This is a genomic window from Geoglobus acetivorans (assembly GCF_039641995.1).
GTDB lineage: Archaea > Halobacteriota > Archaeoglobi > Archaeoglobales > Archaeoglobaceae > Geoglobus > Geoglobus acetivorans.
Window position 1 is genome coordinate 203090 of record NZ_CP087714.1, and the last position, 23319, is coordinate 226408.

General features: G+C 43.9%; 30 protein-coding genes. 11 read left to right on the forward strand and 19 right to left on the reverse strand.

Annotated features, from left to right (window positions below; translation table 11 throughout):
• Positions 1–4 precede the first annotated feature (4 nt).
• The gene (locus LPQ35_RS01155; protein WP_193806611.1) at positions 5–811 is read left to right on the forward strand and encodes an EamA family transporter; all 807 of its coding nucleotides are present in this window, start codon (positions 5–7) and stop codon (positions 809–811) included.
• Here LPQ35_RS01155 and LPQ35_RS01160 read toward each other — a convergent pair.
• Positions 799–1353 (reverse strand): CDP-alcohol phosphatidyltransferase family protein, encoded by a 555-nt coding sequence (locus LPQ35_RS01160; RefSeq protein WP_193806609.1) that lies wholly within the window; start codon positions 1351–1353, stop codon positions 799–801. The genes LPQ35_RS01155 and LPQ35_RS01160 overlap by 13 nt on opposite strands.
• Entirely contained in the window at positions 1337–1645 is a 309-nt protein-coding gene (locus tag LPQ35_RS01165) for an XRE family transcriptional regulator (RefSeq protein WP_346297658.1), read from the reverse strand. Before LPQ35_RS01165 ends, LPQ35_RS01160 begins: the two co-directional genes overlap by 17 nt.
• 369 nt (positions 1646–2014) lie before the next feature.
• On the opposite strand from LPQ35_RS01165, the gene LPQ35_RS01170 reads away from it, so the two are divergent.
• Positions 2015–3196, forward strand: a complete 1182-nt coding sequence (locus tag LPQ35_RS01170; RefSeq protein ID WP_193806605.1) for a TrkA C-terminal domain-containing protein — start codon at positions 2015–2017, stop codon at positions 3194–3196.
• Here LPQ35_RS01170 and LPQ35_RS01175 read toward each other — a convergent pair.
• Positions 3177–3881 (reverse strand): (5-formylfuran-3-yl)methyl phosphate synthase, encoded by a 705-nt coding sequence (locus tag LPQ35_RS01175; protein ID WP_193806603.1) that lies wholly within the window; start codon positions 3879–3881, stop codon positions 3177–3179. The genes LPQ35_RS01170 and LPQ35_RS01175 overlap by 20 nt on opposite strands.
• A gap of 47 nt (positions 3882–3928) precedes the next feature.
• Between LPQ35_RS01175 and LPQ35_RS01180 the strand changes: the two genes are divergently transcribed.
• Genes LPQ35_RS01180 through LPQ35_RS01205 form a run of 6 tightly spaced genes read left to right on the forward strand, consistent with a single transcriptional unit; the run spans position 3929 to position 8684 of the window.
• Positions 3929–4603 carry a HisA/HisF family protein gene (locus tag LPQ35_RS01180; RefSeq protein ID WP_193806601.1) on the forward strand — a complete coding sequence of 225 codons (675 nt, stop codon included), beginning with the start codon at positions 3929–3931 and terminating at the stop codon, positions 4601–4603.
• A gap of 34 nt (positions 4604–4637) precedes the next feature.
• Positions 4638–5471 (forward strand): ribose-phosphate diphosphokinase, encoded by an 834-nt coding sequence (locus tag LPQ35_RS01185; protein WP_193806599.1) that lies wholly within the window; start codon positions 4638–4640, stop codon positions 5469–5471.
• Positions 5468–5857 carry a thioesterase family protein gene (locus tag LPQ35_RS01190; protein ID WP_193806596.1) on the forward strand — a complete coding sequence of 130 codons (390 nt, stop codon included), beginning with the start codon at positions 5468–5470 and terminating at the stop codon, positions 5855–5857. Before LPQ35_RS01185 ends, LPQ35_RS01190 begins: the two co-directional genes overlap by 4 nt.
• Positions 5854–6861 carry an inorganic phosphate transporter gene (locus LPQ35_RS01195; RefSeq protein WP_203218945.1) on the forward strand — a complete coding sequence of 336 codons (1008 nt, stop codon included), beginning with the start codon at positions 5854–5856 and terminating at the stop codon, positions 6859–6861. Before LPQ35_RS01190 ends, LPQ35_RS01195 begins: the two co-directional genes overlap by 4 nt.
• Positions 6858–7538, forward strand: coding sequence for a TIGR00153 family protein (locus LPQ35_RS01200; RefSeq protein WP_193806594.1), 681 nt, complete (start codon positions 6858–6860; stop codon positions 7536–7538). Before LPQ35_RS01195 ends, LPQ35_RS01200 begins: the two co-directional genes overlap by 4 nt.
• A gap of 3 nt (positions 7539–7541) precedes the next feature.
• On the forward strand, positions 7542–8684 hold the full coding sequence (locus LPQ35_RS01205; RefSeq protein ID WP_193806592.1) for a cofactor-independent phosphoglycerate mutase: 1143 nt from the start codon (positions 7542–7544) through the stop codon (positions 8682–8684).
• 19 nt (positions 8685–8703) lie between these two features.
• Here LPQ35_RS01205 and LPQ35_RS01210 read toward each other — a convergent pair whose 3' ends face one another.
• From LPQ35_RS01210 to LPQ35_RS01230, 5 genes are all read right to left on the reverse strand, one after another.
• Entirely contained in the window at positions 8704–9081 is a 378-nt protein-coding gene (locus LPQ35_RS01210) for a hypothetical protein (RefSeq protein ID WP_193806591.1), read from the reverse strand.
• Complete coding sequence (locus LPQ35_RS01215; RefSeq protein WP_193806590.1) at positions 9078–10250, reverse strand: hypothetical protein; 1173 nt, start codon at positions 10248–10250, stop codon at positions 9078–9080. Before LPQ35_RS01215 ends, LPQ35_RS01210 begins: the two co-directional genes overlap by 4 nt.
• Positions 10251–10540: 290 nt before the next feature.
• Positions 10541–11035 (reverse strand): hypothetical protein, encoded by a 495-nt coding sequence (locus LPQ35_RS01220; RefSeq protein WP_193806589.1) that lies wholly within the window; start codon positions 11033–11035, stop codon positions 10541–10543.
• 134 nt (positions 11036–11169) lie between these two features.
• A complete protein-coding gene (locus tag LPQ35_RS01225) occupies positions 11170–11742 on the reverse strand; it encodes a hypothetical protein (RefSeq protein ID WP_193806588.1) in 573 nt (190 codons plus the stop codon).
• Positions 11743–11755: 13 nt separating this feature from the next.
• A complete protein-coding gene (locus tag LPQ35_RS01230; RefSeq protein ID WP_193806587.1) occupies positions 11756–12850 on the reverse strand; it encodes a hypothetical protein in 1095 nt (364 codons plus the stop codon).
• Positions 12851–13109: 259 nt separating this feature from the next.
• On the opposite strand from LPQ35_RS01230, the gene LPQ35_RS01235 reads away from it, so the two are divergent.
• The 3 genes from LPQ35_RS01235 to LPQ35_RS01245 all read left to right on the forward strand — a co-directional run bounded on the left by LPQ35_RS01235 (position 13110) and on the right by LPQ35_RS01245 (position 14828).
• A complete protein-coding gene (locus LPQ35_RS01235) occupies positions 13110–13331 on the forward strand; it encodes a type II toxin-antitoxin system HicB family antitoxin (protein WP_048093006.1) in 222 nt (73 codons plus the stop codon).
• Between the two features lie 338 nt (positions 13332–13669).
• Entirely contained in the window at positions 13670–14629 is a 960-nt protein-coding gene (locus tag LPQ35_RS01240; protein ID WP_193806586.1) for a transposase, read from the forward strand.
• A gap of 1 nt (position 14630) precedes the next feature.
• A complete protein-coding gene (locus LPQ35_RS01245; RefSeq protein ID WP_203218944.1) occupies positions 14631–14828 on the forward strand; it encodes a type II toxin-antitoxin system HicA family toxin in 198 nt (65 codons plus the stop codon).
• A gap of 17 nt (positions 14829–14845) precedes the next feature.
• Here LPQ35_RS01245 and LPQ35_RS01250 read toward each other — a convergent pair whose 3' ends face one another.
• From LPQ35_RS01250 to LPQ35_RS01300, 11 genes are all read right to left on the reverse strand, one after another.
• A complete protein-coding gene (locus tag LPQ35_RS01250) occupies positions 14846–15514 on the reverse strand; it encodes an ATP-binding cassette domain-containing protein (RefSeq protein WP_193806585.1) in 669 nt (222 codons plus the stop codon).
• On the reverse strand, positions 15511–16545 hold the full coding sequence (locus LPQ35_RS01255; protein WP_193806584.1) for a hypothetical protein: 1035 nt from the start codon (positions 16543–16545) through the stop codon (positions 15511–15513). Before LPQ35_RS01255 ends, LPQ35_RS01250 begins: the two co-directional genes overlap by 4 nt.
• 77 nt (positions 16546–16622) lie before the next feature.
• Complete coding sequence (locus LPQ35_RS01260) at positions 16623–16970, reverse strand: hypothetical protein (RefSeq protein WP_193806582.1); 348 nt, start codon at positions 16968–16970, stop codon at positions 16623–16625.
• A gap of 133 nt (positions 16971–17103) precedes the next feature.
• The gene (locus LPQ35_RS01265) at positions 17104–17382 is read right to left on the reverse strand and encodes a hypothetical protein (RefSeq protein ID WP_193806581.1); all 279 of its coding nucleotides are present in this window, start codon (positions 17380–17382) and stop codon (positions 17104–17106) included.
• Positions 17383–17423: 41 nt separating this feature from the next.
• The gene (locus tag LPQ35_RS01270) at positions 17424–18602 is read right to left on the reverse strand and encodes a hypothetical protein (protein WP_193806580.1); all 1179 of its coding nucleotides are present in this window, start codon (positions 18600–18602) and stop codon (positions 17424–17426) included.
• Between the two features lie 128 nt (positions 18603–18730).
• Positions 18731–19726 carry a hypothetical protein gene (locus tag LPQ35_RS01275; RefSeq protein WP_193806722.1) on the reverse strand — a complete coding sequence of 332 codons (996 nt, stop codon included), beginning with the start codon at positions 19724–19726 and terminating at the stop codon, positions 18731–18733.
• Entirely contained in the window at positions 19723–19854 is a 132-nt protein-coding gene (locus LPQ35_RS01280; protein ID WP_318249201.1) for a hypothetical protein, read from the reverse strand. The genes LPQ35_RS01275 and LPQ35_RS01280 overlap by 4 nt, the downstream gene beginning before the upstream one ends.
• 13 nt (positions 19855–19867) lie before the next feature.
• On the reverse strand, positions 19868–20398 hold the full coding sequence (locus tag LPQ35_RS01285) for a hypothetical protein (RefSeq protein ID WP_193806579.1): 531 nt from the start codon (positions 20396–20398) through the stop codon (positions 19868–19870).
• A gap of 28 nt (positions 20399–20426) precedes the next feature.
• Positions 20427–21104: a hypothetical protein gene (locus LPQ35_RS01290; protein ID WP_193806578.1), complete on the reverse strand. Its 678-nt coding sequence runs from the start codon at positions 21102–21104 to the stop codon at positions 20427–20429.
• Entirely contained in the window at positions 21101–21553 is a 453-nt protein-coding gene (locus tag LPQ35_RS01295) for a hypothetical protein (protein WP_193806577.1), read from the reverse strand. Before LPQ35_RS01295 ends, LPQ35_RS01290 begins: the two co-directional genes overlap by 4 nt.
• Complete coding sequence (locus LPQ35_RS01300; protein WP_193806575.1) at positions 21553–23310, reverse strand: prenyltransferase/squalene oxidase repeat-containing protein; 1758 nt, start codon at positions 23308–23310, stop codon at positions 21553–21555. The genes LPQ35_RS01295 and LPQ35_RS01300 overlap by 1 nt, the downstream gene beginning before the upstream one ends.
• Positions 23311–23319: the final 9 nt, after the last annotated feature.

Consider the following 23319-nt stretch of genomic DNA (forward strand, 5'->3'; position numbering starts at 1 on the left):
GAGAATGATTGATCTGATTCTGATTGCTCTGCTTTTCAGCCTTCATCAGATCTGCATAAAGAAGGGAGTCTCTTATGGCGACGCAAACTACGGGGCGTTCATAAGCCTCCTTACCACGTCGGTAATTTTCACCATCCTCTCGTACGGCAGAGTCGTTTTTAACTGGCTTTTTATCGGAGTTATGGTTGTTGCGGGCCTACTGCACTTTTTCATAGCGAGAGTGGCGTTTTACAACGCTATCAGCAGGATTGGGGCCAATAGTGCAGGCAGCCTGTCTGCCACGAGAGTCTTCTTTGCCTCGCTCATAGGCATAATGCTGGGAGAGAGCGTCACATTCAAAGTGCTCATGATGTCTGCACTGATATTTGTGGGAATCTGGCTCATATCCTCTCCAGCAGGAGTCAGGGATCGAAGGGGCATTGTTCTTGCGGTTGTTACGGGATTCATTACTGCCCTCTCGTCTGGTGTTGTGAAATACGGGATGCAAATACGTCCAGACCCTGTTTTTGGGAGTGCAGTTGGGTATGTGGCATCCACGGCAATTCTGCCTTCTGTTTTCAGGTTTGAACGGAAGGGCGGGGAGAGATACTTCATTCTGGCAGGAATTTTTGTGGGTGCGGGACATTACCTGAGGTACAGGGCACTGATAAGCTACCCTGTAAGTGTTGTGGAGCCGTTTCTCAGCATTTATCCGCTTTTTACACTCATCCTTACCGGTCTGGTTTTCAGAAATATTGAGAAGGTTAGCAGGAACATCGTTATGGGTTCGCTGCTTATAATCCTGGGGATTGAAAGTTATTATCTGCTCTGAGAATAGGTGTGGTATATCCTCTGAACTGCGGTGATGTGAGCAAGAATGGCTATCAGAAGGAGAGCATGGTAAACATATCCTGTGAGAAGGCCGATAATCAGGATTATGGTCCTCTCACCCCTTTCCGCAAATCCCACATCGCATTTTTCTATTATTGCCTCGGCTCTCGCTCTGGTGTAGCTCACGAGCAGCGCCCCTGCCATGGCTATTGTCGCAAGCAAAATGTGTCCCGAGTAAACTCCTGCCCCAATAATTATGGCTATATCCACGTATCTGTCAAGAACAGAATCCAGAAATCCACCGAACTCTGTCTTGAGATTTTCATTCCTTGCAAGTGCTCCATCGAGAGCGTCCATTAAGCCGCTCAGTATCAAAAAGAACACACCGGGAAAACGCATGCCATAAATCAGCAGCAATGCCGATGTGATGCCGAACAGAAAACCCAGTACAGAAAGGTGATTTGGACGAATGCCGAGAGTGCTTAACCGTCCTGTTAAAAAGCCAAGCTTCGGAGTCAGGCCAGCCTTATATCTGCTTAACATCAACCTCCCTTCTGAATATGCTGCAAATCTCGCACAGCAAGGAGGACTTCTCCTCTTCAGTCATCGTGCCTTCCTCAATCGCGTCAGCAATTTCTTTTATCTTGCTCTTGATGTACTCATTTTCAGCCACCCCCCTATTTCTGTGAACGTACTGGCTTACTGCTGCAACGGTGATCCCCAGCATCTTGGCTACATCTTTCTTTTTGTGTCCTCGCCCCACCAGTTCTCTTGCAAGCTCTCCTCTGATTGCGGGGACTATCTTTGAGGCATAGAGTTCGCATGGTGTTTTCATCACAGGAATTAAACGCCGATAATATTTAAGATTTTATCAATTTTATCCTGTTGAGGTTAAAAAAATTCTGATTCGCTCAAATTCTGCATGTGTATCTTCTGAAGAAGATTTCAGACCACCCATTGCATTGCAGGATTCCATACAAAACACGATTTGACGGAGTGTTTGATTGTAATGAATTTGCGGAAGACGGTGCAGTTTGCATGGGAATGAGACTCGATCAGTGCGGTGGTTAAATCTGAACCTGTGGACAGTGCTGCCCACGATTGAAAATGGAAATTTCACCTTTTCACTTTTTCTGCTCGTTCTCCTGAATATGGCCAGAGCCATGCAAAAGCTTAAATAAATCCAGAATCAAGTTATTCCCAAATGCCCAAAACCGTAAAGGAGTTGCTCGTTGAAATTAAAGACACCACCGAACTGATGGTTGACCTGGCATATTCCGCTATTCTGTTCGATAACGAAGATATTGCCGAGGAGGTTCTCGATCTCGAAGGAAAGATAAGCGATCTGATCAGGCAGCTCAGGGTAGTTTCAATTCTTGCAGGAAGAAGGGCAGAGGAGGCAGAGCTGGTATCATCCGTCCTGCACATAGCCTCAGCAGCACAGAAAATCGGCGAATCTGCAGGAGATATTGCCACTCTGGTTTTGAGGGGTTTCAAGCTACCCAAGGAAATGATCAACGAAATTCTGCTGGAAAGCGAGGAAACTCTCGTCAGGGCAGTGGTTTCTGAGGATTCAGAAATAGCAGACAGAACACTCGGAGAAATACGGCTTCACAGCATTACCGGCATGAAAGTGATAGCCATAAAAAGGGGATTTGACTGGATATTTGACCCGGACAGAGATGTAAAAATACGAAGAGGGGATGTGCTTTTTGCGAGAGGCGACATTTCGGGAGTTAAGGACTTCTTCAGACTTGCAAGCAACAAGGAGATTCACATGGAAAGCTCTGAGATCAAGGATAAACGGCTTGAAAAGACTGTGAGCATTCTGATCGAGATAAAGGACCTCTCCGAACTGTCGGTAGATCTGGGCTACTCGTCCATAATCTTTTACAACGAGGATATTGCTCAGGAGGTATACTATCTTGAAGAGAAGATAGACAATCTGAAGATGGAATTGCTGAAGTGGACTCTTCAGGCAGCGAAAAATGCGGAAGGTGATGACGAAATAAAGATTCTGATGTCCCTCATAGAGATCGCATACTCTTCGGAGGTTATTGCAGATGCCGCAAAGGACATTGCCGGAATTGTTGTTAATCAGCTTGAAATACACCCGATTTTCAAAACCGCAATGCTTGAGAGTGATGAGATTATAGCGGTTGTTGAAGTCCTTAAAGGCTGCGAGCTTGATGGAAAGACTCTTGGAGAGGCGAAAGTTGAAACCAACACCGGAATGCACGTGCTTGCAATTAAAAGAGGCAACAGATGGATAACCAAGCCAAGAGCGTCAACAAAAATCGAGGCGGGAGATCTGCTCTTTGTAAAAGGGCCAAAAGAAGGGGAAAAAGCACTCACGCAACTTTGTTCTATCTCACTGCCTGCATGAGCTTTGATACGAGTTCACTTTTTATCTTTGAGTTTCTTCCGCTCTCACACACCATTGTTCTGACGCCAATTATATCAGGGCGGAGGTCCTTCAGAATGTCTATGTGTTCCCAGGAAAGTGTGCCAGCAAGCGCACAGAACAGTCCGCTGTCCCTTGCAGAATCGATGAACTTCTCCAGATCTTCTCTGCTCATGAACTCAAACAGGTTTTTGCCGTCTTTTATTGCCGTATCGACCATTATTCCATCGCATCCGGCATTGGATGCAGGCTCGGCAATAGCAAGAGGTGAAACAGATCCCACTCTCGAGTGATCAGCGTATGCTGCCGCAACAACGTATGCTGAGGGGTTGTAATCCTTAACTGCCTTTACGACCTTCTCCATCATCTTGTAAACCTGTTCTGAACTCTTAACTCCGTAAAGCCCGACCTTTATGTAATCTGCCCCGGCAACTGCTGCCCCCAGAGCCGCAAGGCTTGCAGTTCCTGGCTTGAAATCGAGATCTCCCACAGTGGCGCTCAGGAGCTTTCCGTGTTCTTCGACCAGATCCTTAACACTCCGGATAACCCACGGAAAATTCGCCCCGAGGGACCCCTCAGCAGGGTTTTTTACATCTATTATGTCTGCACCTCCCTTTAAGGATTCCAACGCCTCCTCAAGATTCATGGGTGATACGAGCACCTTCATCGCAACACATGAGATAAAGCAGTATATATAGATGTTGAAAATTTTCCATGGACATTTATTTCGTGATGGACATCAAGAATGGCAGGGCAGTTGCAGGCAAGGCGGGAAGAAGGGATGAGTACGTCGAGGTCGAGAAAGTAAGCTGCGCAGTTAACACGAGCGACCCTTTGAAAATTCTTGAGATTTTGAAGCCCAAAAATGTCTATGTGGCGGATCTCGACAGAATTGAGAGCAGAGGAGACAATTCGGACATAGTTTCTGGAATTTCCAACATGCCGGTTAAACTGATTGCTGATCAGGGTTACAGGACTTTGGATGAGGTGAAAAACCTGCCCTTCACCCCTGTCATCGGTACAGAAACTTTTAATCTCATGGGACTTGAAAATGGCAACTACATCGTGAGCATTGACATAAAATCCGGGCTGCTCGACAGAAGCGGAAAATTCCGGAATGTCAGAGAGGTGCTCGAATACCTCAATTCGTTCAGGCTCTCGGGGGTTCTCGTTCTGCCCATTCACAGTGTGGGAACCATGAAGTTCGATTTCTCAGTAGTTGAGGATGCTCTCAGGATCTCAGATCATGATGTGCTGACGGGAGGTGGTTTTTCCAGCTATGAGGACCTGGAGATTGCCAGGGATATGGGGATCAGCGGTGTACTGATTGCCACAGCGATACACAGGGGCATGATAGATGTCGAGGTTTTGAGAGTGGGAAAATTATAGAAAAAAACTTAACTCCTTGAATGTACGGAAGGATATGAAACTCATTGCAGGCCCATCTTCTCCATTGCTTGCAAAGAGACTGTCTGAGGCGGCAAAAATTGATATCGCTGACACAACATACAGAAAGTTTCCTGATGGAGAACTCTACGTCAGGGTAAACGATGCATCCGATGACAGATATGTTGTTGTGAACAGTATAAATTCAAATGAGGATCTGATTTATCTTCTCCTGATTTTCGAAGCTCTTTCTGAGAAAGAAGTCATTGCAGTAATCCCGTACATGGGGTATGCCAGACAGGACAGGGCGTTTCTTGAAGGCGAGGCCGTCAGCATAAGGGCGATTGCGAGGCTGATTGAGAGCTATGCTGAGAGGGTAATAACGGTGAACATCCACAGCAACGAGGCGAAAAACCACTTCAGAAAGCTTGTTGAGGTCGATGCTATGCCTCTGATTGGAGAGCATTACCTGGAAAGGGACGTTGTTATGCTCTCGCCGGACAGGGGTTCGCTCTCGAGGGTTAAGGTTGCTGCACAGGTGGCGGGCTGTGATTTTGATTATCTCGAAAAAACCAGGATTGATGCCGAAAATGTTGTGATACAGCCAAAAAATCTGGATGTTGGGGGCAGGAAGGTCGTGATAGTTGATGACATCATCTCCACAGGGGGCACGATGGTTACTGCAGCAAAACAGCTCATGGGAAATGCTGAAGGCGTCGAAGCTGCCTGTGTGCATGCAGTCCTTGCCTCAAACGCTCTGAACAAACTGTATTCTGCTGGAATCTCTGAGGTCATTTCAACTGATACTGTGGAGAGACAGGTCAGTAAGCTAAGTGCAGCGGAACTGATCTCAGAGGTGATACTGAATTGAAGTTCGAGATTGAGATCTGGTTCGGAGACCTTGATGCCTACGGGCACGTTAACAACGCCGTTTTTGCCAGATTTCTTGAGACTGCAAGAGTTAAATTTTTTAGAGAGAAGTTTGGAGACATCGAACCCACCTTTGTGCTGAGACACCTTGAAATCGACTTCATTTCTCCAATGTTCCTTGGAGAAACTGCTGTGGTTGAAATGGGTGTGGGCGAGATTGGTAACACGAGCTGGGAATTTGTATACACGATAAGGGAGAAGAAAACTGGACGGGAGGTTCTCAGAGCCAGAACGATTCAGGTCTGGTTGGATCTGAAAGAGAATAGGAAAGTGCCCATTCCAGATAGCGTGAAAAAGGTTCTTGAGGCGGAGAAGGTGAGCCCATGACGGACGTGTTTATCTGGCTTACAATAGCTGTTGGCCTTTACATGGCCTGGAATATCGGGGCAAACGACGCCGCAAACTCCATGGCGACGTCGTACGGAAGTAAAGCGCTAACGCTCAGGCAGATCATAATAATGGCAGGTATTCTTGAGTTTCTTGGAGCGTTTCTGTACGGAAAGAGGGTTACACATACCATCGCAAAAGGCATAGTCCCCATCGATGCTCTCAATAGCAATCTTGTTGTTATCGGCGCCCTTTCGGCCATTCTTGCAGCAAGCATATGGATCACCGTGGCGACCTACTTCCATCTCCCCGTATCCACCACCCACTCAATTGTGGGGGCGATGGTTGGCTTTGGACTCGCTGCGGTAAGTCAGGATTACATAAGGCTTGAAGACATACAGTGGGGCGCCCTTTATAGAATCGTACTCAGCTGGATTATCTCTCCAATTGCGGGTGCGGTAATCGCCTTTCTGCTTTTCACGATTATAAAAATCTCTCTTCTTTCAAGGTTCAGCAACGAGTCTGTGGAACATGTTTTCAGGTATCTTCAGGTTCTTACTGCAGGTTATATGGCATTTGCGCATGGAAGCAACGACGTTGCCAACGCCACCGGTCCAATGGCTGCTGCTCTGGGGTATCTTGGCACAGAAACCCCCGCATGGATACTGATGCTCGGAGGTATTGGAATAACCATCGGAATTGCGACATGGGGGTACAGGGTGATAATGACTGTCGGTGAAAGGATTACAGAGCTCACGTACACGAGAGGGTTTTCGGCGGAATTCGCGACTGCCACCACTGTCATAATGGCCTCCACACTCGGCATGCCCATATCGACAACACACACTCTTGTGGGGAGTGTCATAGGTGTGGGTCTTGCAGGAGGTATTGCAAGCATCGACCTCTCGGTGGTGAAAAGAATTATAGCCTCATGGCTACTTACAGTTCCTGTGGCGGCAGGTCTGGCGATAGTGTTCTACACCCTGATGGTGGTGTTCTTATGAGGTTTGTGAGAAGTGTCGCAGATGTATTTGGATATTCTCCATTCGAGGACCTTCACAGGCACGCTGAACTCTGTGACAGGGCGGTTGAAAAGCTCATGGAGCAGTTCAGGTTCAGTAAAAATGGTGAATGCGATAAGGTGAGAGAACTTGAAAAAGAGATAGACAGCATGGAGTATCAGGCTGACCTGATTAAGCAGGAGATCAGGGCGAATGTTACGAAATCACTGTTAATGCCTGTTGACCGGCAGGATCTGCTGAACTTTCTGAAAATGCAGGATCAGATTATTGATAACTGCGAACACGTAACCCACATGATTTCATACAAGATACTCTCTGCCAATGAAGAAATCTGGGAATTGCTGTTCGAACTGCTCTCCAGAGTGAGGGAGACTGTAAAGGAGTATGAAAAACTTGTAGGTCACTTCAAAGGCCTCATTGAGTCGTCGTTCTCAAAGAAAGAGATAAACGAAGCTCTTGACCATGTCCCGGCAATAGAGGAGCTTGAACACAGATGCGACAAAATACAGATCAGACTGCACAGAAAAATCTTCAATTCTGAATCGGAGAATGTTCTCGACCTCATACTTCTGAACGAGATTGTTGTCAAGTTAGGAGAGATTGCAAACAGCACCGCGAGGGCTGCGAACACATTCAGAACAATGATTCTGGGGAGGTAGTGGATGAAGCACCTCATCCTCATTCCCGACGGGCTTGCTGATTGGGAGGTGGAGAGCCTCGGGCACAAAACGCCCTTGGACTATGCTGATCCCGAGAACATGAACTATCTTGCGAGAGAGGGTGTCTGCGGTGTGGCAAAGACCATCCCGGATGGTTTCGAGCCGGGGAGCGACATAGCCAACATGACGATCCTCGGAGTTGATCCGAGGAGGTACTACACCGGCAGGGGGCCGATAGAGGCAGTGGCGATGGGCGTCGAGGGCAGGACATTCTTCAGGTGCAATCTTGTGTATGTGGAGAACGGCGTGATGGTGGACTACAGCGGGAACAGGATTGGAGACGAGGAGGCGAGGAGGGCATTTGAAACTCTAAACAAAGAGTGCGAGTACGATTTCGTCAGCTTCCACCATGGCGTGAGCTTCAGGGGAATACTTGCGCTCCACAAGGATTTCGATGAGATTCCAAAAACCTACCCTCCCCATGACATCATGGGTGAGAGATACGAGAAGTACCTTCCCTCAAACGGCCATTTAGCCAGGCTGCTCAACGAGCTGATGGAGTGGAGCGTGGAAGTTCTTGCAGAAATTGGGAGCAGGGCGAACATGATATGGCCGTGGAGCGGTGGAAAGAGGCCGGAGTTTCCAGAGTTTGTGGAGAAGTACGGCCTGAGGGGGGCGATGATAAGCGAGGTAGACTTGTTGAAAGGCGTTGGAAAGGCGATGGGCATGGAGGTCATAGATGTGCCGGGGGTGACTGCATACGTGGACACCAATTACAGAGGACTCGCGAGGGCGACGCTGAAGGCGCTAAAGAGCCACGACGTTGTCGTGCTTCACACTGAAGGGATAGACGAGGTCGGGCATGAGGGTGAGGCAGAGAAGAAGGTCGAGGCAATAATGATGTACGACGAGAAGATTGTTGGCTACTTGCTGGACAGGCTCGATCTGGACGAGACGAAGATAATGCTCATCCCCGATCACCCAACGCCGGTGAAGTTGAGAACTCATGTGGCCGAGGAGGTGCCGTTCGTGATCAGGGATGGTAAAAGAGACGACGTCAGCAGGTTCACGGAGAAGGAGTGCAAGAGGGGGAAGCTGGGGAGGGTCGATGGGCTGAGGCTGATGGAGATTTTGATAGGAATTTGATGCCAGCAACACCCTTTTTTCATTTTGGTAATTTAAGAAGGTATAGCCCAGCACTCGATCCGAGCAGGAAGTCTCTGCTGCCCAAGGACAGTATCGAGAAAACTTTGGCGTTTATCTGGACTTCCAGCTTCTCCCACAGCCTGCCGTTCACGTATTCAAGCTCGGTGAAAAGGCTCTCGGTTTCGTTGTGAAGTGCAGCAAAAACTTCATCCCGTCCATCACCATCACCGTCGCTCACTTCTACGGGAGTAAGACAATACCCCTCTTTCGCCTCGTAGAGCTTCACAACCCCTTTACCGCCAAGATCCAGCAGATACATGCTCTTCGGACCGTACAGAAGTATGGCCTCATCACCTTCAAACTTCGCCAGACTTATACCCCAGATGTTCTCGTTCAACAGCTCAAACCTGCTGTCTTCGACAAATCTGCCGGATAAGTGTGGTCTATCTCTACAATTGCCAAAACCTGATCGCTGCAGGCAACATCATTTATGTTGACGTAGGAAGTCTGATGGTCATAGATTGGAACATAATTAGAACCAGCAGTATCAGGCGATTCAAACTTGGTAGCGTAAACGATCATACCCATTGTATATTTCATGGTTTCACTTATTAGCGTTCTCGTAATGCTCTTCAATTGTTCATTTAATTGCTGGTTGTTTTCCCATCCTGGCGTGTTCATTATGTCGCAGATCTGCTGCAAGTATTGATGTGAGAAAGCTGCAAAGTTTTTTGCATCTTCGCTTGGATCTGTGATAATGTAGTATTCATTAACGTACATCGCCGACTTTAACTCGCTCCAGTGATTGCTAACCCAACTTTCGTATCCTATATGGTGGGCTTGGCCATAAACCGACGAGGTGTGAAAAGGATTTCCTAAATCCTCAATGTAGTGTAGGGCTTTTCCAATGTATACGTATGCCTCCTCGACATTTCCCTGCTCGAATTGGTTTCTAGCTCTGTTTAAATATAACTCCAAAGAATCTGGGCCGTAATTATCGTATCCTGGAACTGGAATGTCTCCAATTACCCAACTATGTCTGTTTTGGGTAACGTTAAATTCAGTTGGCTCCTCTCTATGATCGTCAGCCCAAGTAGCATAACTTTTTAAGGTGTTTTTATGAGCACTCGTCACATAATTCAAATTGTCTCCAGCAGTGTAAGACAGGTCTTCATGAGTATCATAACTCCATAGAATTCCAACATCCCCTGAAGATTCTGTTGCTATAGTTATGTAGTACGCTATGGTCTGCAAAATTTTGGTTTGTTCCTTTTTGGATAATTTTGAATTTCCCTCGTATATCTTTTTTGCTTCATTGATTATTCTATTCTTTTCTTTTTCTGTTAGATCGTACATAACATCCTTTACGAATTTCCAGTCCCCTTCTGTTGGTTTAAGCTTTTTAGCTGGTTTTATTACTTTTGGTGGCTTAACTGGCTTTAGTTTTGCAAAACCAATCGTTTTAACAGGTTTTTGCTCTGTTACTTTTGGTTTGTCTGCCATTGCCGGACTCACTACGCTGCTCAGCATCACAAAAACCAGCAACACCGCCACGGCTCTTTTCACCGCGTCACCTCAGAAGGCATTGAACATCAAACATATTTATTATTTTCGTTTATTTACTATCTAAATATTTTAATTACTAATTAAACTATTTAGCTATCAACTAAACTCTTAAGTTAATGGCTAAAAACTTTAGTTCCGAATTAAAAATATATAACTGACTTAAGAAATGTCGTGAAAAGCGTTGCAGTATCTTTCCCAACGGCAGTATCTAAAGCAGTGAAACTCTACACCACCTATATCCCATCCCTTTTAATATTTAGTTTCTAAAAAAGGCGTGTCACGTATTATCCTCACAGCACATAACTTGAAAGCTTTAATAATACCACCACCCCACCTACAAGCAGGGCAAGAAGTAAAGCTACACCAGTAAGCTTAACTACGTCTTTAAAACTGAGATCCGCCTTTTTTTCGAAACGAACCCATCTGAGCAAGATTGGTGTAACTGCTGTGGCAAGGATTATCAGTAAAGAGAAAGTGGCGAGTTTTATCAGATTCTCGAGTTTAACTCCCATTAGCAGATTAACGGCAATCAAAACGCCAAGTACTGACAGGAGAAGTAAATAAAGCCAGAAATATCTACCTCTTTCTATTCCAAATTTTATTCTATCTTCTAAATGCAATGAGAGAAATAGCGTTGCAAAAAGTATCGAAGTTATGCTCAAAATTCCAGAAATGGATTCTGATAAGCTTTTGCCAGATACCATCGGGAGTAAGAATAAAATCAAAATTAACCCGATCGTTATTTTAAAGCCTCTTTTCAAACTTTCTGACTTCATCTGCTTCATTTTCCTTACACCCTAACGACTTTAACAGATTTTTCTGTTCCACAATTTTAACCCCCATATTTTGATATTGGTAGGCAATGGATTATCGTTTTCTGTCGATTATATATCAAGCTCATAAAACTTGAACCAGCACACTACGTTACCATCAAGTCAACTCCGTAAAACTCTCCTTCATACTTGAACCGGATGGCGTATAGGGAGTATGAGGCGGGATTTCCTATTAATGCGTCTTTCTGTCTCTTATTCAGGTATCCGAAGATTTCGTTACCTCTGTCTTTCGGGAGGGAATATATTATACTTTCTTCCCCTTTCTCTCTCATCATCTCCAGAGCTTTTCGCAATTCAGGGTATCTGTTCAAGTCATCTTCAGTCAGTACAAAGTAGCTTCCCGGTTCGTAGTCAAGTTTGTGTATGCTCAGAAAAACCACGTCGTGAGCAGGAAAAGCTATCAGGGCAAGCCAGAGGAAGAAAGCAACAAGCAACCCTGAGAATGATGTTACAGCATAAACAATTTTCCTGCTAAGACTCACTTTGAGCTTGATGAATGAGAGGATTGTGATGGCAAACCAGATCAGAACTGGCACATTTATTTCACTTCTCGCTTCAAATGGCGGTCTGGTTTCAGCTATTGCCAGACCAATAACAAAAGAAAGTACTCCAGCTAAAAAGAATAAAAATATTGACGATATGAACTTGAGCTTGCTCATCTCTTCACACCCTCTACTCCCACAGTCCGTTTATGTTGCCATAGACTATCCACCAGTCCTCAGTATCCCATTTATCCGTTCCAAGATACGCCCATCCATAATTCATAATGCATTCAGGATGTTCCCACCACCAAGTTCCCCGATCAGGTGCGTTAAAATTGTGGGGTATTTCATGCTGAGCGATGCTGTCATGAGGCCAGTCTTCACCAGCTGCCTGAGTTGCAGCAACGCTGAAAGACCCATTCCTATAAGCCATTCCATTATGGTCTGCATACTTGACCCATCCAATAACGATGTCGTTTACTGGGTCACCATCATTGTGGTAATATCTGACCCAGTCTGTATCCTGTTTGAGATCATCAAGAAGTTTTGAAGAATTATCGTATGGCGAAACATCGCTTGCATCCCAGTAGTCTGATATATGATAGTAATAGAGATCGCTAGGACCGAACTGTCTAAATCGGAAGTAAGCACCGAGAGTTTCAATCAAATAAGGTTGAAGAGGTTTATGACCGTCATCAGTTGCTCCATAAATCCAGAGATACAACTTGCCATATTTTGCGTAAGGCCCCTCTGGACTGCTTGATGCCAGTTGTCCAGCTCCGCTCAACTTCATATCCAGTTTTCCACTTTTAATTAACTCTGCTACGTATTCTTTTGGTAGCGGAACACCATTCACAATGTCAACCTTTGGATTCATAGGGTCTATACCATACTTCCTGATATATTCCTTTCTTGCCTTCTCTTCTATTTCAAAGTAATCAGTAGCGTTCACGACTCTATATCCGTTATCTATGGACCATCTGTAAAATTTAGGATCAATCCAGTTCTGTACAGTGATTTTGTTACCTTCTTTGATCACTTTTCCCATCGTTACAACCTTGCCATACAAAATCGTTCCTTCCAAGTAGTGTGGCAGCTCCCCTTTGGCGAACTTAATGTCGTTCTCTGTTATGTTGTATTTCCTGTATAGCTGCATCAATTCCTCTTTTGTAAGTTCTTCTGGGAGTTTTAGTTTTTCATTTGCGTTTGTATTTGTAGCAATTGCTGAGCTCGCTAAACTTCCCAGCATTACAAAAACCAGCAACACCGCCAATGCTCCTCTCATCGCATCACACCTTCGCCCACATAATATTACTATACTTTCAGACATAAAAATATTCTGACCATATTTTCAGAATTATTTTTCTAATTTAATATTCTCAAAACATGGTCATAAAGTTTATTTAGTACACAAGATGTGTGCTGGGAAAATGCATCTTTTAAAGACCCAAGGCATCCATAAATAATTGCATTGCAGCTCATGTCCTAGCAACGCTCTAATTCCGGAAACAGGATTTATAAACTACAGAGCCAATATTCTCAATATGAAACTCAGTGTAATTGTCTGGAGAGAAGAGGAGTGGTACATCATCACAGAAGTCTTCACAGGCGTTACGACGCAGGGCAAGACGATAGAGGAGGCAGTTGAAAACATAAAGGAGGCTGTGGAGCTATATCTGGAGGAAATGCCGGAAATCAGGGAGGAGCTTGAAAGACGGGATGTCGTAGGTGTGCTGAATGTCGAAATTGCCGAGATTGTCGGGTGAAGACGTCATTAAAGTTCTCACCAAAAAATTTAGGGCCCTTACACAACCTCCAGCCTAATCTCTTCTCTAATCTATCTAATCAACAAACAACAGACAATCCAGCCTTACCACACAAAGAGACATTGCAAAATACCTCTTCAAAGGAAACAAACCTACCAAAAACCGTAAAACATAAGTAGGAGGAGGCATAAGCCTCCTCCGGTGGTTTCAATGCAAATCCCCCTCGTAGTCGACCAGAGCGACTACAGATGGAAGCTGTTGTCAAAAATACTTAACATTTTCGATTTCTTCAGCGAAAGCTGAAGGACAGTAAAACGAAGTTTTACGCTTTAAGGAAAGTGAAGAGAATAGTGGCAAGATACACCAGCCTTAAAGCAATTCCTGTGTTGAAGATCGTGACAACTTCAATGTTCTTCTCAACCAGAATCTCTCATGTCATCAGAGAAATAAGGCAGAGAAAAGAACTAAGGGAGTTTATGGGAATAAAAGAGGAAGAGGTGTCAAAGGAAAGCTATGTCTACGCTTTCCTCTCCAAGTTCAGCCTAAATGGATTCATAAACATGATTCTCAGGATTCTCAACTCAATAACGAAGAAAAGGGCAAGAAACACCAGAATGATCATCGATTGCACTGACGTGAGCGTAGACGTAAACTGGTTCAGAAGGCGTGTTAAACAGAAGGATCTGCAAGGAAAAGACTACAAATGGGGATACTCAGCCAAAGGGAAGTTTATTGGCATGAAACTGACTCTGGTTCTGGAATATCCTTCCATGAAGCCTTTACTGTTCTTATTGCATCCAGCAAATAAGCATGAAGCACGGATATTTAGAGAGGTCATGGAAGAGCTTAGAAAGAGGAGAATAACCAGAAAAGGAGACGTTATCATTATGGATAAAGGCTTTTACGCCTACAGGAACTACCTGATTGGCTTAAATGAGTACAGAGTCGTTCCTCTGATATTCCCTCGCTCTAACTTTGACGTTGAAAGGCTTGACGGTTTGCTGAGCTACCCTTTGAGTATTTTCAGCTCCAGGAATTTGAAGAAGGAGATGAAGCTGTTTAAAAGTTTAAAGGCTAAGCTGATGAATTTGTTGGGGAAATGGGAGAGTTTTAAGTCTGTGAGATCTGTGATTGAGGATGTTTTTAAACTCGCTAAATCATTCAGTTTGAGGAAATTGCATAGATATACGATGAGATCTGTGTATAAGTTTGCAGCTCTGAATGTCCTTTTGATTGGGATTGTTGTAGCTTTGGGTTTTAGAGAAAAGAAGGAGTTACAAAGGTTGGCTGAAATGTGATTTGGGAAGGGGCCTAAAAAAATTCGGGTTCAGAGTCAGCAGGCAGAGAGGTAGCCATGTATCCTTAGTTAAGTACGCCGGTGGAAGGAAGATTACCACTGTTGTCCCACTGCATGATGAGCTCAGGCCCGGAACGCTCCTGGGAATCCTGAAGCTGGCAGAAATCGAGAAAGAGGAGTTCATCAGAAGTTTAAAGTAGAAATTTACATTCATCGCTCATTCAGCATCTGCGTGCAGCCCACCCTCATGCAGGAAATACACCCTATCAGCATACTCCCTTACACGCTCATCGTGTGTTGCCACCACCACCGCAGCGTCATTACCCTTTCTGAATTCGTCAAGCAATTCCAGAACTACCCTGCCATTTGAATCATCTAAATTCGCTGTCGGTTCGTCAATAATTGCAAGCCTGGGCTTTTTGCACAGGGCCATTGCTATAACTGCCCTCTTCCGCTCACCAAAACTGAGCTGAAAGGGGTACTTTCCAAGTCTGCTTGTCAAACCGAGCTTTCCGGCAATTTCATTCGCAGCTCTGACACTCTCACTTTTAGGGGCACCTTTGATTAATAAGGGCAGTGCGAGATTATCCGCCAGAGTTAATGAGTTTACCATCTTGCAGGACTGGTGGGCATACCCTATGTAATCCCTCCTCAAAGCATTCAGTTCATTTTCTGATATTTTCAGGACACTTTTACCGTTTATCCTCACATCTCCCTTATCCGGTTTGAGAACTGTTGCAAGGATGTTGAGGAGCGTTGTTTTACCCGATCCCGATGGAGCAAAAATTGCTGCAAATTCTCCGGGAGCAACCCTGAAGTCAATGCCTTTCAGGACTTCATGATTTCCAAAGCTTTTGTAGACTCCTGTGGTCACAAGCACCGTCATCTCACCTCCGAAAGAGTTCTGGCCAGATCAAAATTTCTGAAAAGCCAGTAGGATGCAAGATAAGATACGATGACAGAAAATACCACGAGCAGGAAAACCGAAATTATAAAGCTGGCATCCAGCGGCATGAAGAGCCCCACGAAATTTTCGACGTATGCCTTAGCCAGAACATATGAAACCGGCAGCACGATCAGCAGCCATCTCAAAACGGTCAGCGCCGTAAAAAGGAGAGACACAAAATTCCTGGATGCGCCCATCATGATCAGAACTGCAAAGTCCCCGGACCTCAGGTTAAATGTGGACTGAATGTCCCGCAGAAGAATGGCGAGAATTACCAGAAATCCACCATAACGCATGGTTCTCATAATCGTGGCATTTTCCAGATTGTCAAGTTCTGCTTTCTTTTTATCCAAAATTTCAGCCCTTTTTGCAACGAAATACAGTTCGTCAGCGATGAGTGCCACATCACCCTTATCACTTTTGTTGGACAGCTTAACCCATAAAGAGGAATATCCCCCGAACATATCTGAGATGTTCTTAACAGCCCTTTCATCCACCACTATTCTGTTTCGGGATGCAGAAGTTGGGAACAGTATACCAGTTATTTCTACGTTTTCTGTCACATTTTTCACCCGTATGGTCACATAACTGCCCAGTTCTACATTCAGCTTGTTTGCAGTAGCCACATCTATGATGGCACCACCATTTCCGATACTTTCTTTGAGATATGCTGAATTTATTTCCGTCAATTCAAGCGCTTTCGTCAGATTGTCCACAATAAACAGGTCCAGCTTTCTACAGTTGCCCGATTGGCCACACACTTCAACTCCTCCAATTATCTTGCCTTTGACTACCAGATTCCCACTATTTTCCAGCTTTTTTGCAAATTCTTCACTTATGGGGCCGGTTACAAACAAGTCGAATTGGGCAACCTGATACGGGCCAACCTCACTAAACGCAGTTATGGAAGGTATGGACACCACAAAAAACCAGAAGGACAAGACAATGATTGACAGAAACAAGTACTTCAATTCGGATTTAACGTCTGTCTTGATGCTCTTAAAAAAAAATTTTAATAATAGAGACACAGCTTCACCTCCATTGAATGTCAATTCACATAGAGATATGCCGTATACGGGTATGCATACGGAATGTATCCCGGACCACCACCCATTAACGCCTTGTATGTACCAGTGCTTCCAACTTTGGTCTTAACATTCAGGTACATGTGGGTACTGTCAATAACCCAGAAACTACTGCGATAATGCCATGCTGGACCACCCAAATCGTTATTGAATTGCTGATATTCTAAGGCCAGATTGGGAAGATTTGTCGAAGTGACCACCGGCTGGTACAGTCTACCATCCACCAATTCGTCATAGGATTCATACGAGACACCAACAATTGCAGTGTAGTCCATCCAGCTATTAAGATACACCCAAGTAATTGGCAACATGTGTTTCCACCTGTTCGAATACTATTTAATTTTTTTATAAATTTTGTATGCAATATAGAACACGATGCCGTAAACAAAAAATTGAGTGAATAGTAGAACTTCACTTACCCCGATATTCATACCATCTCACTCCTCACCAATATATGACTCTGGCGTACTGCCAGTGTACATTTGACGCACGTGGCCACGCATTAAATCCAGAATCGCCACTAGACACATCATGTAATCCTGTAACAGTCCCCTTTGTGTGGATTTGCAGCTGGAGAGAATAATAGTCTCCGGCTGTCAAGTAGGCAGAAACTGAAGCACTTTCGTTGTTTGGACCTTGTGTTGGTGTATATCCCGTAAGACTGACCACATCTTTTTCAGACGCAACATTCATAGACCTTTCCATTATATCGTCCCCTCCCATCTGCTTATCCAATATCACATAATTAAAAAATATTTTTAATTCTATATTTTGAACTCTACATACCCTTCATTGGTATATGTCCAAAAGAGTATGTTGAATTTACCGTATTTTACACCATAATGCTCTCTCCAGTCCATTGGATCACCATCTGGAACTCTGATAGTGGCTCCTGGTTCAATTTGATAGGTATTTGACCCTACGGCCTTTCCTTCATCAACGTTATGCCACCATTTTGCCAGTTCCTGAGAATAATCGCTCTGGTCGTAAACCACAACATCAGGGATTGTGTAACTCCAAGACTGCGATGCTGACACCTGTGCATCATCGGTTCCAGCTGTGACACCAACTGAAACGGTAACCGTCGAGGCACCCGATGTCGTGGTTGGAGAGTAGTCTGAAAGGAAGTAACCGCTCCGATAGTAATTGGCATCAACCCATGTGTACATGTCCGCAGTTTTCCATCCAGAGTTCCACAGCAATTCACCTGGCACAGACTGTTGTCTAACATGTACATTATACCAGTCATAAGTTCCAGAACCGTCATTGTACAGTTTGTAATACAGGGTTCTCACATTTAGTCTCCCGTAAGGTTGCCAGTCGTTTCCTGTTGTGTAATTAAGCTGATATACTTGGTTCCAGTAGGGTGACGTCTGAATCGTAAAATCGCCTGCATATGGGTGTATGTTCTCCTCAGCCCAAGAGTAAGCCTCCTTTACAATGGCGGAACTTGGATCAGTCGAAACAAATACTTTGCTAAACAAAGTCCTGTTGATCTGATATATTATAAATCCGTACACTTTCTCTTCTCCAATTTTTTTACCATCAGGTTTTCTGCCATCAACAATCTGGGGGCTGAACTGACCCTCAAACAGATTTTTTGCTATTTCGGTACTTCCATTCACGACGATTACGGGTATTCCTGACAGGATTTCTTCACGAAGAAAATCCCTTATTCCGGGCAATTTTCTTGCTTTCCCTCCATCAACAACAAGAATGTGCTTTCCCTTAATTTTTCTAAGGTCTTTTATCTCAGTTGATGAACTGAAGTATTTTCCAACGTCTTTACCTATGTAGTATACTGGAAGGCGGTTATTCACTTTCTCAAATTCATCAGATTTTGTCCCCTTTAAGGGTCCGCCGCTTGACGTTGTCATTGCAAAGCCTCCAACAAATACAACACTAAGGAGGCATAAAACCACCAGTTCTCTCAAACCCCTCATGCTGCACACCTCTTGGTTTTTGCCATCTAATATTATAACCTTATAGAAATAAAAACTTTTTGACTATGTTTTGAGAATATATTTTTGTTTTTATTTTCTAAAAACATGCTATTCCATTGCAATATTTGTTAACCACTTTTCCTGTAATCGAACCTCAATATTTCGTTGAGATACATTCTGCTACTCCATCCTCCCACGACGTACACGTATCTGCCATCCCAAACCGCGACAGCTCCACCCCTGGGAGTGGGAAGTCTGGACTTCATCACGTTTGCATCTCCAGTTTCCGGATCAAATCTGATGATTTCGTCAGTAAAGTTTGTGAAGCCATTGCTTCCCCCAATAACGTAAATCCCATCATCCGTAGCTACCGCTGCTCTTGTCCAAGCGTCAGGTTGCTTTGTTGGAAGCTTTGTTTCAAGCCACACAAACGAGCCCTCCGATGGATTGAAGCGGGCAATCCTGTCTTTGTAAAATAGAAATATGCTACCATCAAACCAGACTGCTGAATGGACTGTGAAGCCGGGATTGTCGAAACCTTCTGGATAATCAACATTAAGCTTCTCCATTAAGCTGTTCTTCGGGTCGAACCTCCAGACTTCTGGAGTATCCGAGTTTCTGCTTTTCATGAAGAGATACGCGTATTCTCCAGTCCACACTGCCGAGATATCTGCTGCCGGATATGGGAGAGTAACATTCAGCACTTTTAGCTCGTATGTCTCAGGATTAAAGCTCACTATCAGATCTGTCGGAAGATATCTGCCAGCGCTGTCTGTAACAATACCGCCAAAAATTAGAATCTCTTTCCCTGTCCAAACTGCAGCTTTGCGGTCACCCAGCCCATCAAGCTCCAAAATTTTTTCAGTGCTGTTCTGCTGTGGGTCAAACTTCAGAAACTTCATAGACATGTTTTCATTCCGGATTGTGAAAACATCTGTGAGGATTATATCTTTACCAGTCCAGATGGCGTTTCCCACTGTTACGTGTGCGGCATCTGCTATTTTACCTACGTATACAATGTCCTGATTCCCGCTTTTAGCTTTGATATCTCTTGTGGGCTCTAAAAAAATGAAGAACAAAATGGCTGAGAAAATTAGAGCAGTAAGTAGCAGTAACTTCTTCATGGAGATCCTCCATAGAACGTTAGCACCTTCTTTTCACCATTTCTGTAGTATACTGTTAGTGTACCATTATAAACATCCGCTCTAACAGGCAGTGCTTTAGAGATTACCTCTTTGCTCTCAGGACCCATACATCTCACCCGCTCACCCCATCACACAATCCAGAAAAGATATCCCATAATTACAGGCATAGGCAGGAAGACGAGAAAGGTTTTCGCCTTTCTGTAGAGGAGGCAGAAGGCCACAGGAATCAATACCGATTCGAGATATTTTATCAGACTGAGCAACCTTTTCCAGCATAACTTCCTCCTCATGTGTAAGGTTTATCCCTGCTTTTGAGTTCAGAGTGATCAGAGTTACGTTACCATCCTTAATTGCCCTTACGCGGTACTTCCTCCACAGTTCTTTAACGAACTTCTTCAGCTCAACTTTCTCCTCTTTTGTCAGATTTGTACTGCTATCGATGTACTTGAAGGTTGCTGCTCTGCCTTTTTCTATGTTGCCAGCAGCAATGATGATCCAGTATGGCGTTGCATTCTTAATTTTGGGGTCAATTTTTATGACGTTTATGTTCTTGTGTAACTCATTTCTTTCTGTTGTCATTACTGGCTTCATTTTTGCAGTGTTTGCAGCCATTGCAAGACTTGCCATGCTCATCATTACGAAAATCAGCAACACACTCACCCACTTAATTTGCTTCGTTCTACCACATCCTCTGGTACCTTATTCCCAAACTCTCCACTCCTTCCACAATTTGCCAGCCCTTAGATACTATTTTGAACTTCAAGCTTTTGTGGCCAATGTACGGCCTCCACTCGTATTTCGGCTCCCATGGGAGCGGGAGGAAAAAGAATGGTAGTGCCTGAAAGCCAGAATCATCATTGTAAAGGATTTCGATACTGGCATTCCCATCAAATTCTGCATATACCGGAACCTTTATTCTGTAAGCCTCTGAAAACCCGTCTTTGGTTTCTTTTCTTGATTGCAGCTCTTTTCGGAGGAGGGGAGAGAGGGTTGCATTCACCTTCACAACATCGATCGTCTTTTCATGACTGGTAAAGTGGGCAATGCGCAGCATGTGCATCCTGTCAATCTCGCTGTTGACTGTAATTGTCACTTTCAGCATCTCTCCATATTCTGTTTCCACATAGCTAACGTTAACCCCGGGTGGAGGTCTGAGTCTCGCAACCTCACCTTCAAAGTATGGGACTGGCAGCATCAGCGTGATGTTTTGCGGGATTTCACCGTCAATCTCGTAGATTACCCTGTAATCGTATTCTGCTGGCAGGTTTACGAAAGCCAGAGTAAATCCTGAAAAGAGAAATCCCATGAAGAAAACTAAAAAAAGAAGAGATAATGCAACTTTAATCCTCTTGTTCATTTACTTACCCCCAATGGAGTGCTGTAAGCATTCTCGTTGTAATACTCAATAAGCCCTTTCACGTAGCCTGCAGTCTTTCTCACAAGATCTTGGGTTATTTGTTTCACTTGATCCATGTCCTCCGGCATAATGTATGGTGTACCTGTATCCGGATCGATTTTTATAAGTGCATCCAAATCGTCTCGATATTGTCTTGAATAGCTAGCAAGGTCTTTCACTGCTTGTTTTGGATCGGATATAGATATGATAGGAGCGTTGTATGCTATTGATTTCAGTCCCCAGAAATCTTGATCGTCAAATTTACTGTGTACAGGGCTTTCATAGGAGTCATACCATCCTCGAAAGAGATCTTGATACCACTGAACAAGAATCGATATGCTGTTTTTAGTCAATAATGCCATTATAAACTTCAAAAAAGTATTCAGAGTTCGAAAGGATTTTGCAAACATCAAGTTACACCACCTTCAATTAGCCTTGCCGTCTTCACCCCATAGTATGTGGTGATAATCGTTGGTTTTTCGTCTTCTGCCGTAAAACTGAATCCACCAACCTTTCGCTTACATCTTTCCAGAAATTCAAGAACTCCATCGGGATTTTCTGGCGTTTCACCCAATATTTTGAGACTCTTCACAACAAAATACGTGCTTAGAATGTTCGACTTGTTGTCCAATCCGAATCCGCCATCGCTATTTTGCTGTGATTTCAGCCACTCCACCAAGCTCTCTTTGTTTTTCGGCTCGGCGTTCAGGTAGTTCAGCACCTCTATGAACTCCATCGTCTCTTTTTGAGCTTCCACAATGTTGCAATCTTTTTCTATGCAAAAGTATCCATCCCTTTCGAACCCATAAATTCTCTCTATTATCTTGTCCATTGTATCACCTTTCAGAGTTGTATTTACTAATTTGAGAGCTGTCATGCACTCATAAAACACCTGAAGATTGTCAAGTTCTCCACTTGCAAACATCTCGACATACGGCATACATGCATCGATAACAACGTCTCTCTCCACAGCCTTCCCCAGAAGAGTTAATCCAGCAATGCTTGGGTAGAAATCAAAATTGTATCTTCCAGATTTCAGGTCTTCGACAGCTTCCCAGAATCTATGCTCAAAAAAAGTCTCCACAGATTTGTCGTAGGATTCATTTAAATCCTTAAGGATGCTTACCGCATAATACGTGTATTTTGCTGCAGCCAGACCTCTTACGATCGGCGTGTATCCTCCTGTAGGCAATTCATGAAGTGTCACGAGCTCGGCTATTTTTTCCCTGTTTGGGATTTCATAGCCCGATTCCGCAATAATTTTAAGAGCCACATACGTTCCAAATTCGTTAGAAACAGGACTAAAATCAAAACCGAAACCCCCATCCCTGTTTTGTTGGGAGATTATATATCTAATCACTTCGTCTGGTATTCCTGGAGACTCATTTAATATACTTGCAACATTTAAATACGCAAGTACATACGCCAGATTTCCTGATTTTTTCAGCTCTTTTAGGGAAAGAATTTCTTTTTTAACCTCATTTAGATAGTCTTTTCTCTGGTCAATATTTGGCAATCTTTTCACATCCACTCCAATGTTGTGGAGAGAGACGATAACTTCTTCAAGGTGGAATAAGTCTCTCATATAACTATTATTCAAGTATTTACTATACATGTATTCGTAAAATTTTTCAGATGGGATTTGATACAGGCCCATTAACTCAGAGGCTGCAAGATTGGCAAATCCGGTTGGAACACCCCCAACAGCATTTGCAAAACCTCCACTTTCCGCCTGATATGAATTCAGTAGACCCATTATTTTACTCCTGTGCTCATAAGACCTTGCTTTGTCGAGATAATACAGAGATTTGGAGATATAGTAGAGGTCTTCAAGTGTATTTTTTGATGTGTTGAATTTTTCGAGTTCTCCCTCCAGATATTTTACAGTTCTCTGTCTGTACAGTGGCTCCAAACCAATGAAATCTGAAATCATTACAAAATAGTATGTAGAATGCAGTTCCGGTTTAGTATTGAATCCTGCGTAACCACCATCTACAGTTCTTGATGCTCTTATCAGCCTGATAGTGTTTTCTGTCCAGTTGCTTTCAAAGAAATCATGATTTGAAAACTTGCTGCCAGATTCCTTTTCTGAATTCAAATTCACCTTAATCCCCATAACTGTTAAAAAAAGTAGGATGGAAACAAGCAACACAGATTTTTTATTCACAACTTTTCA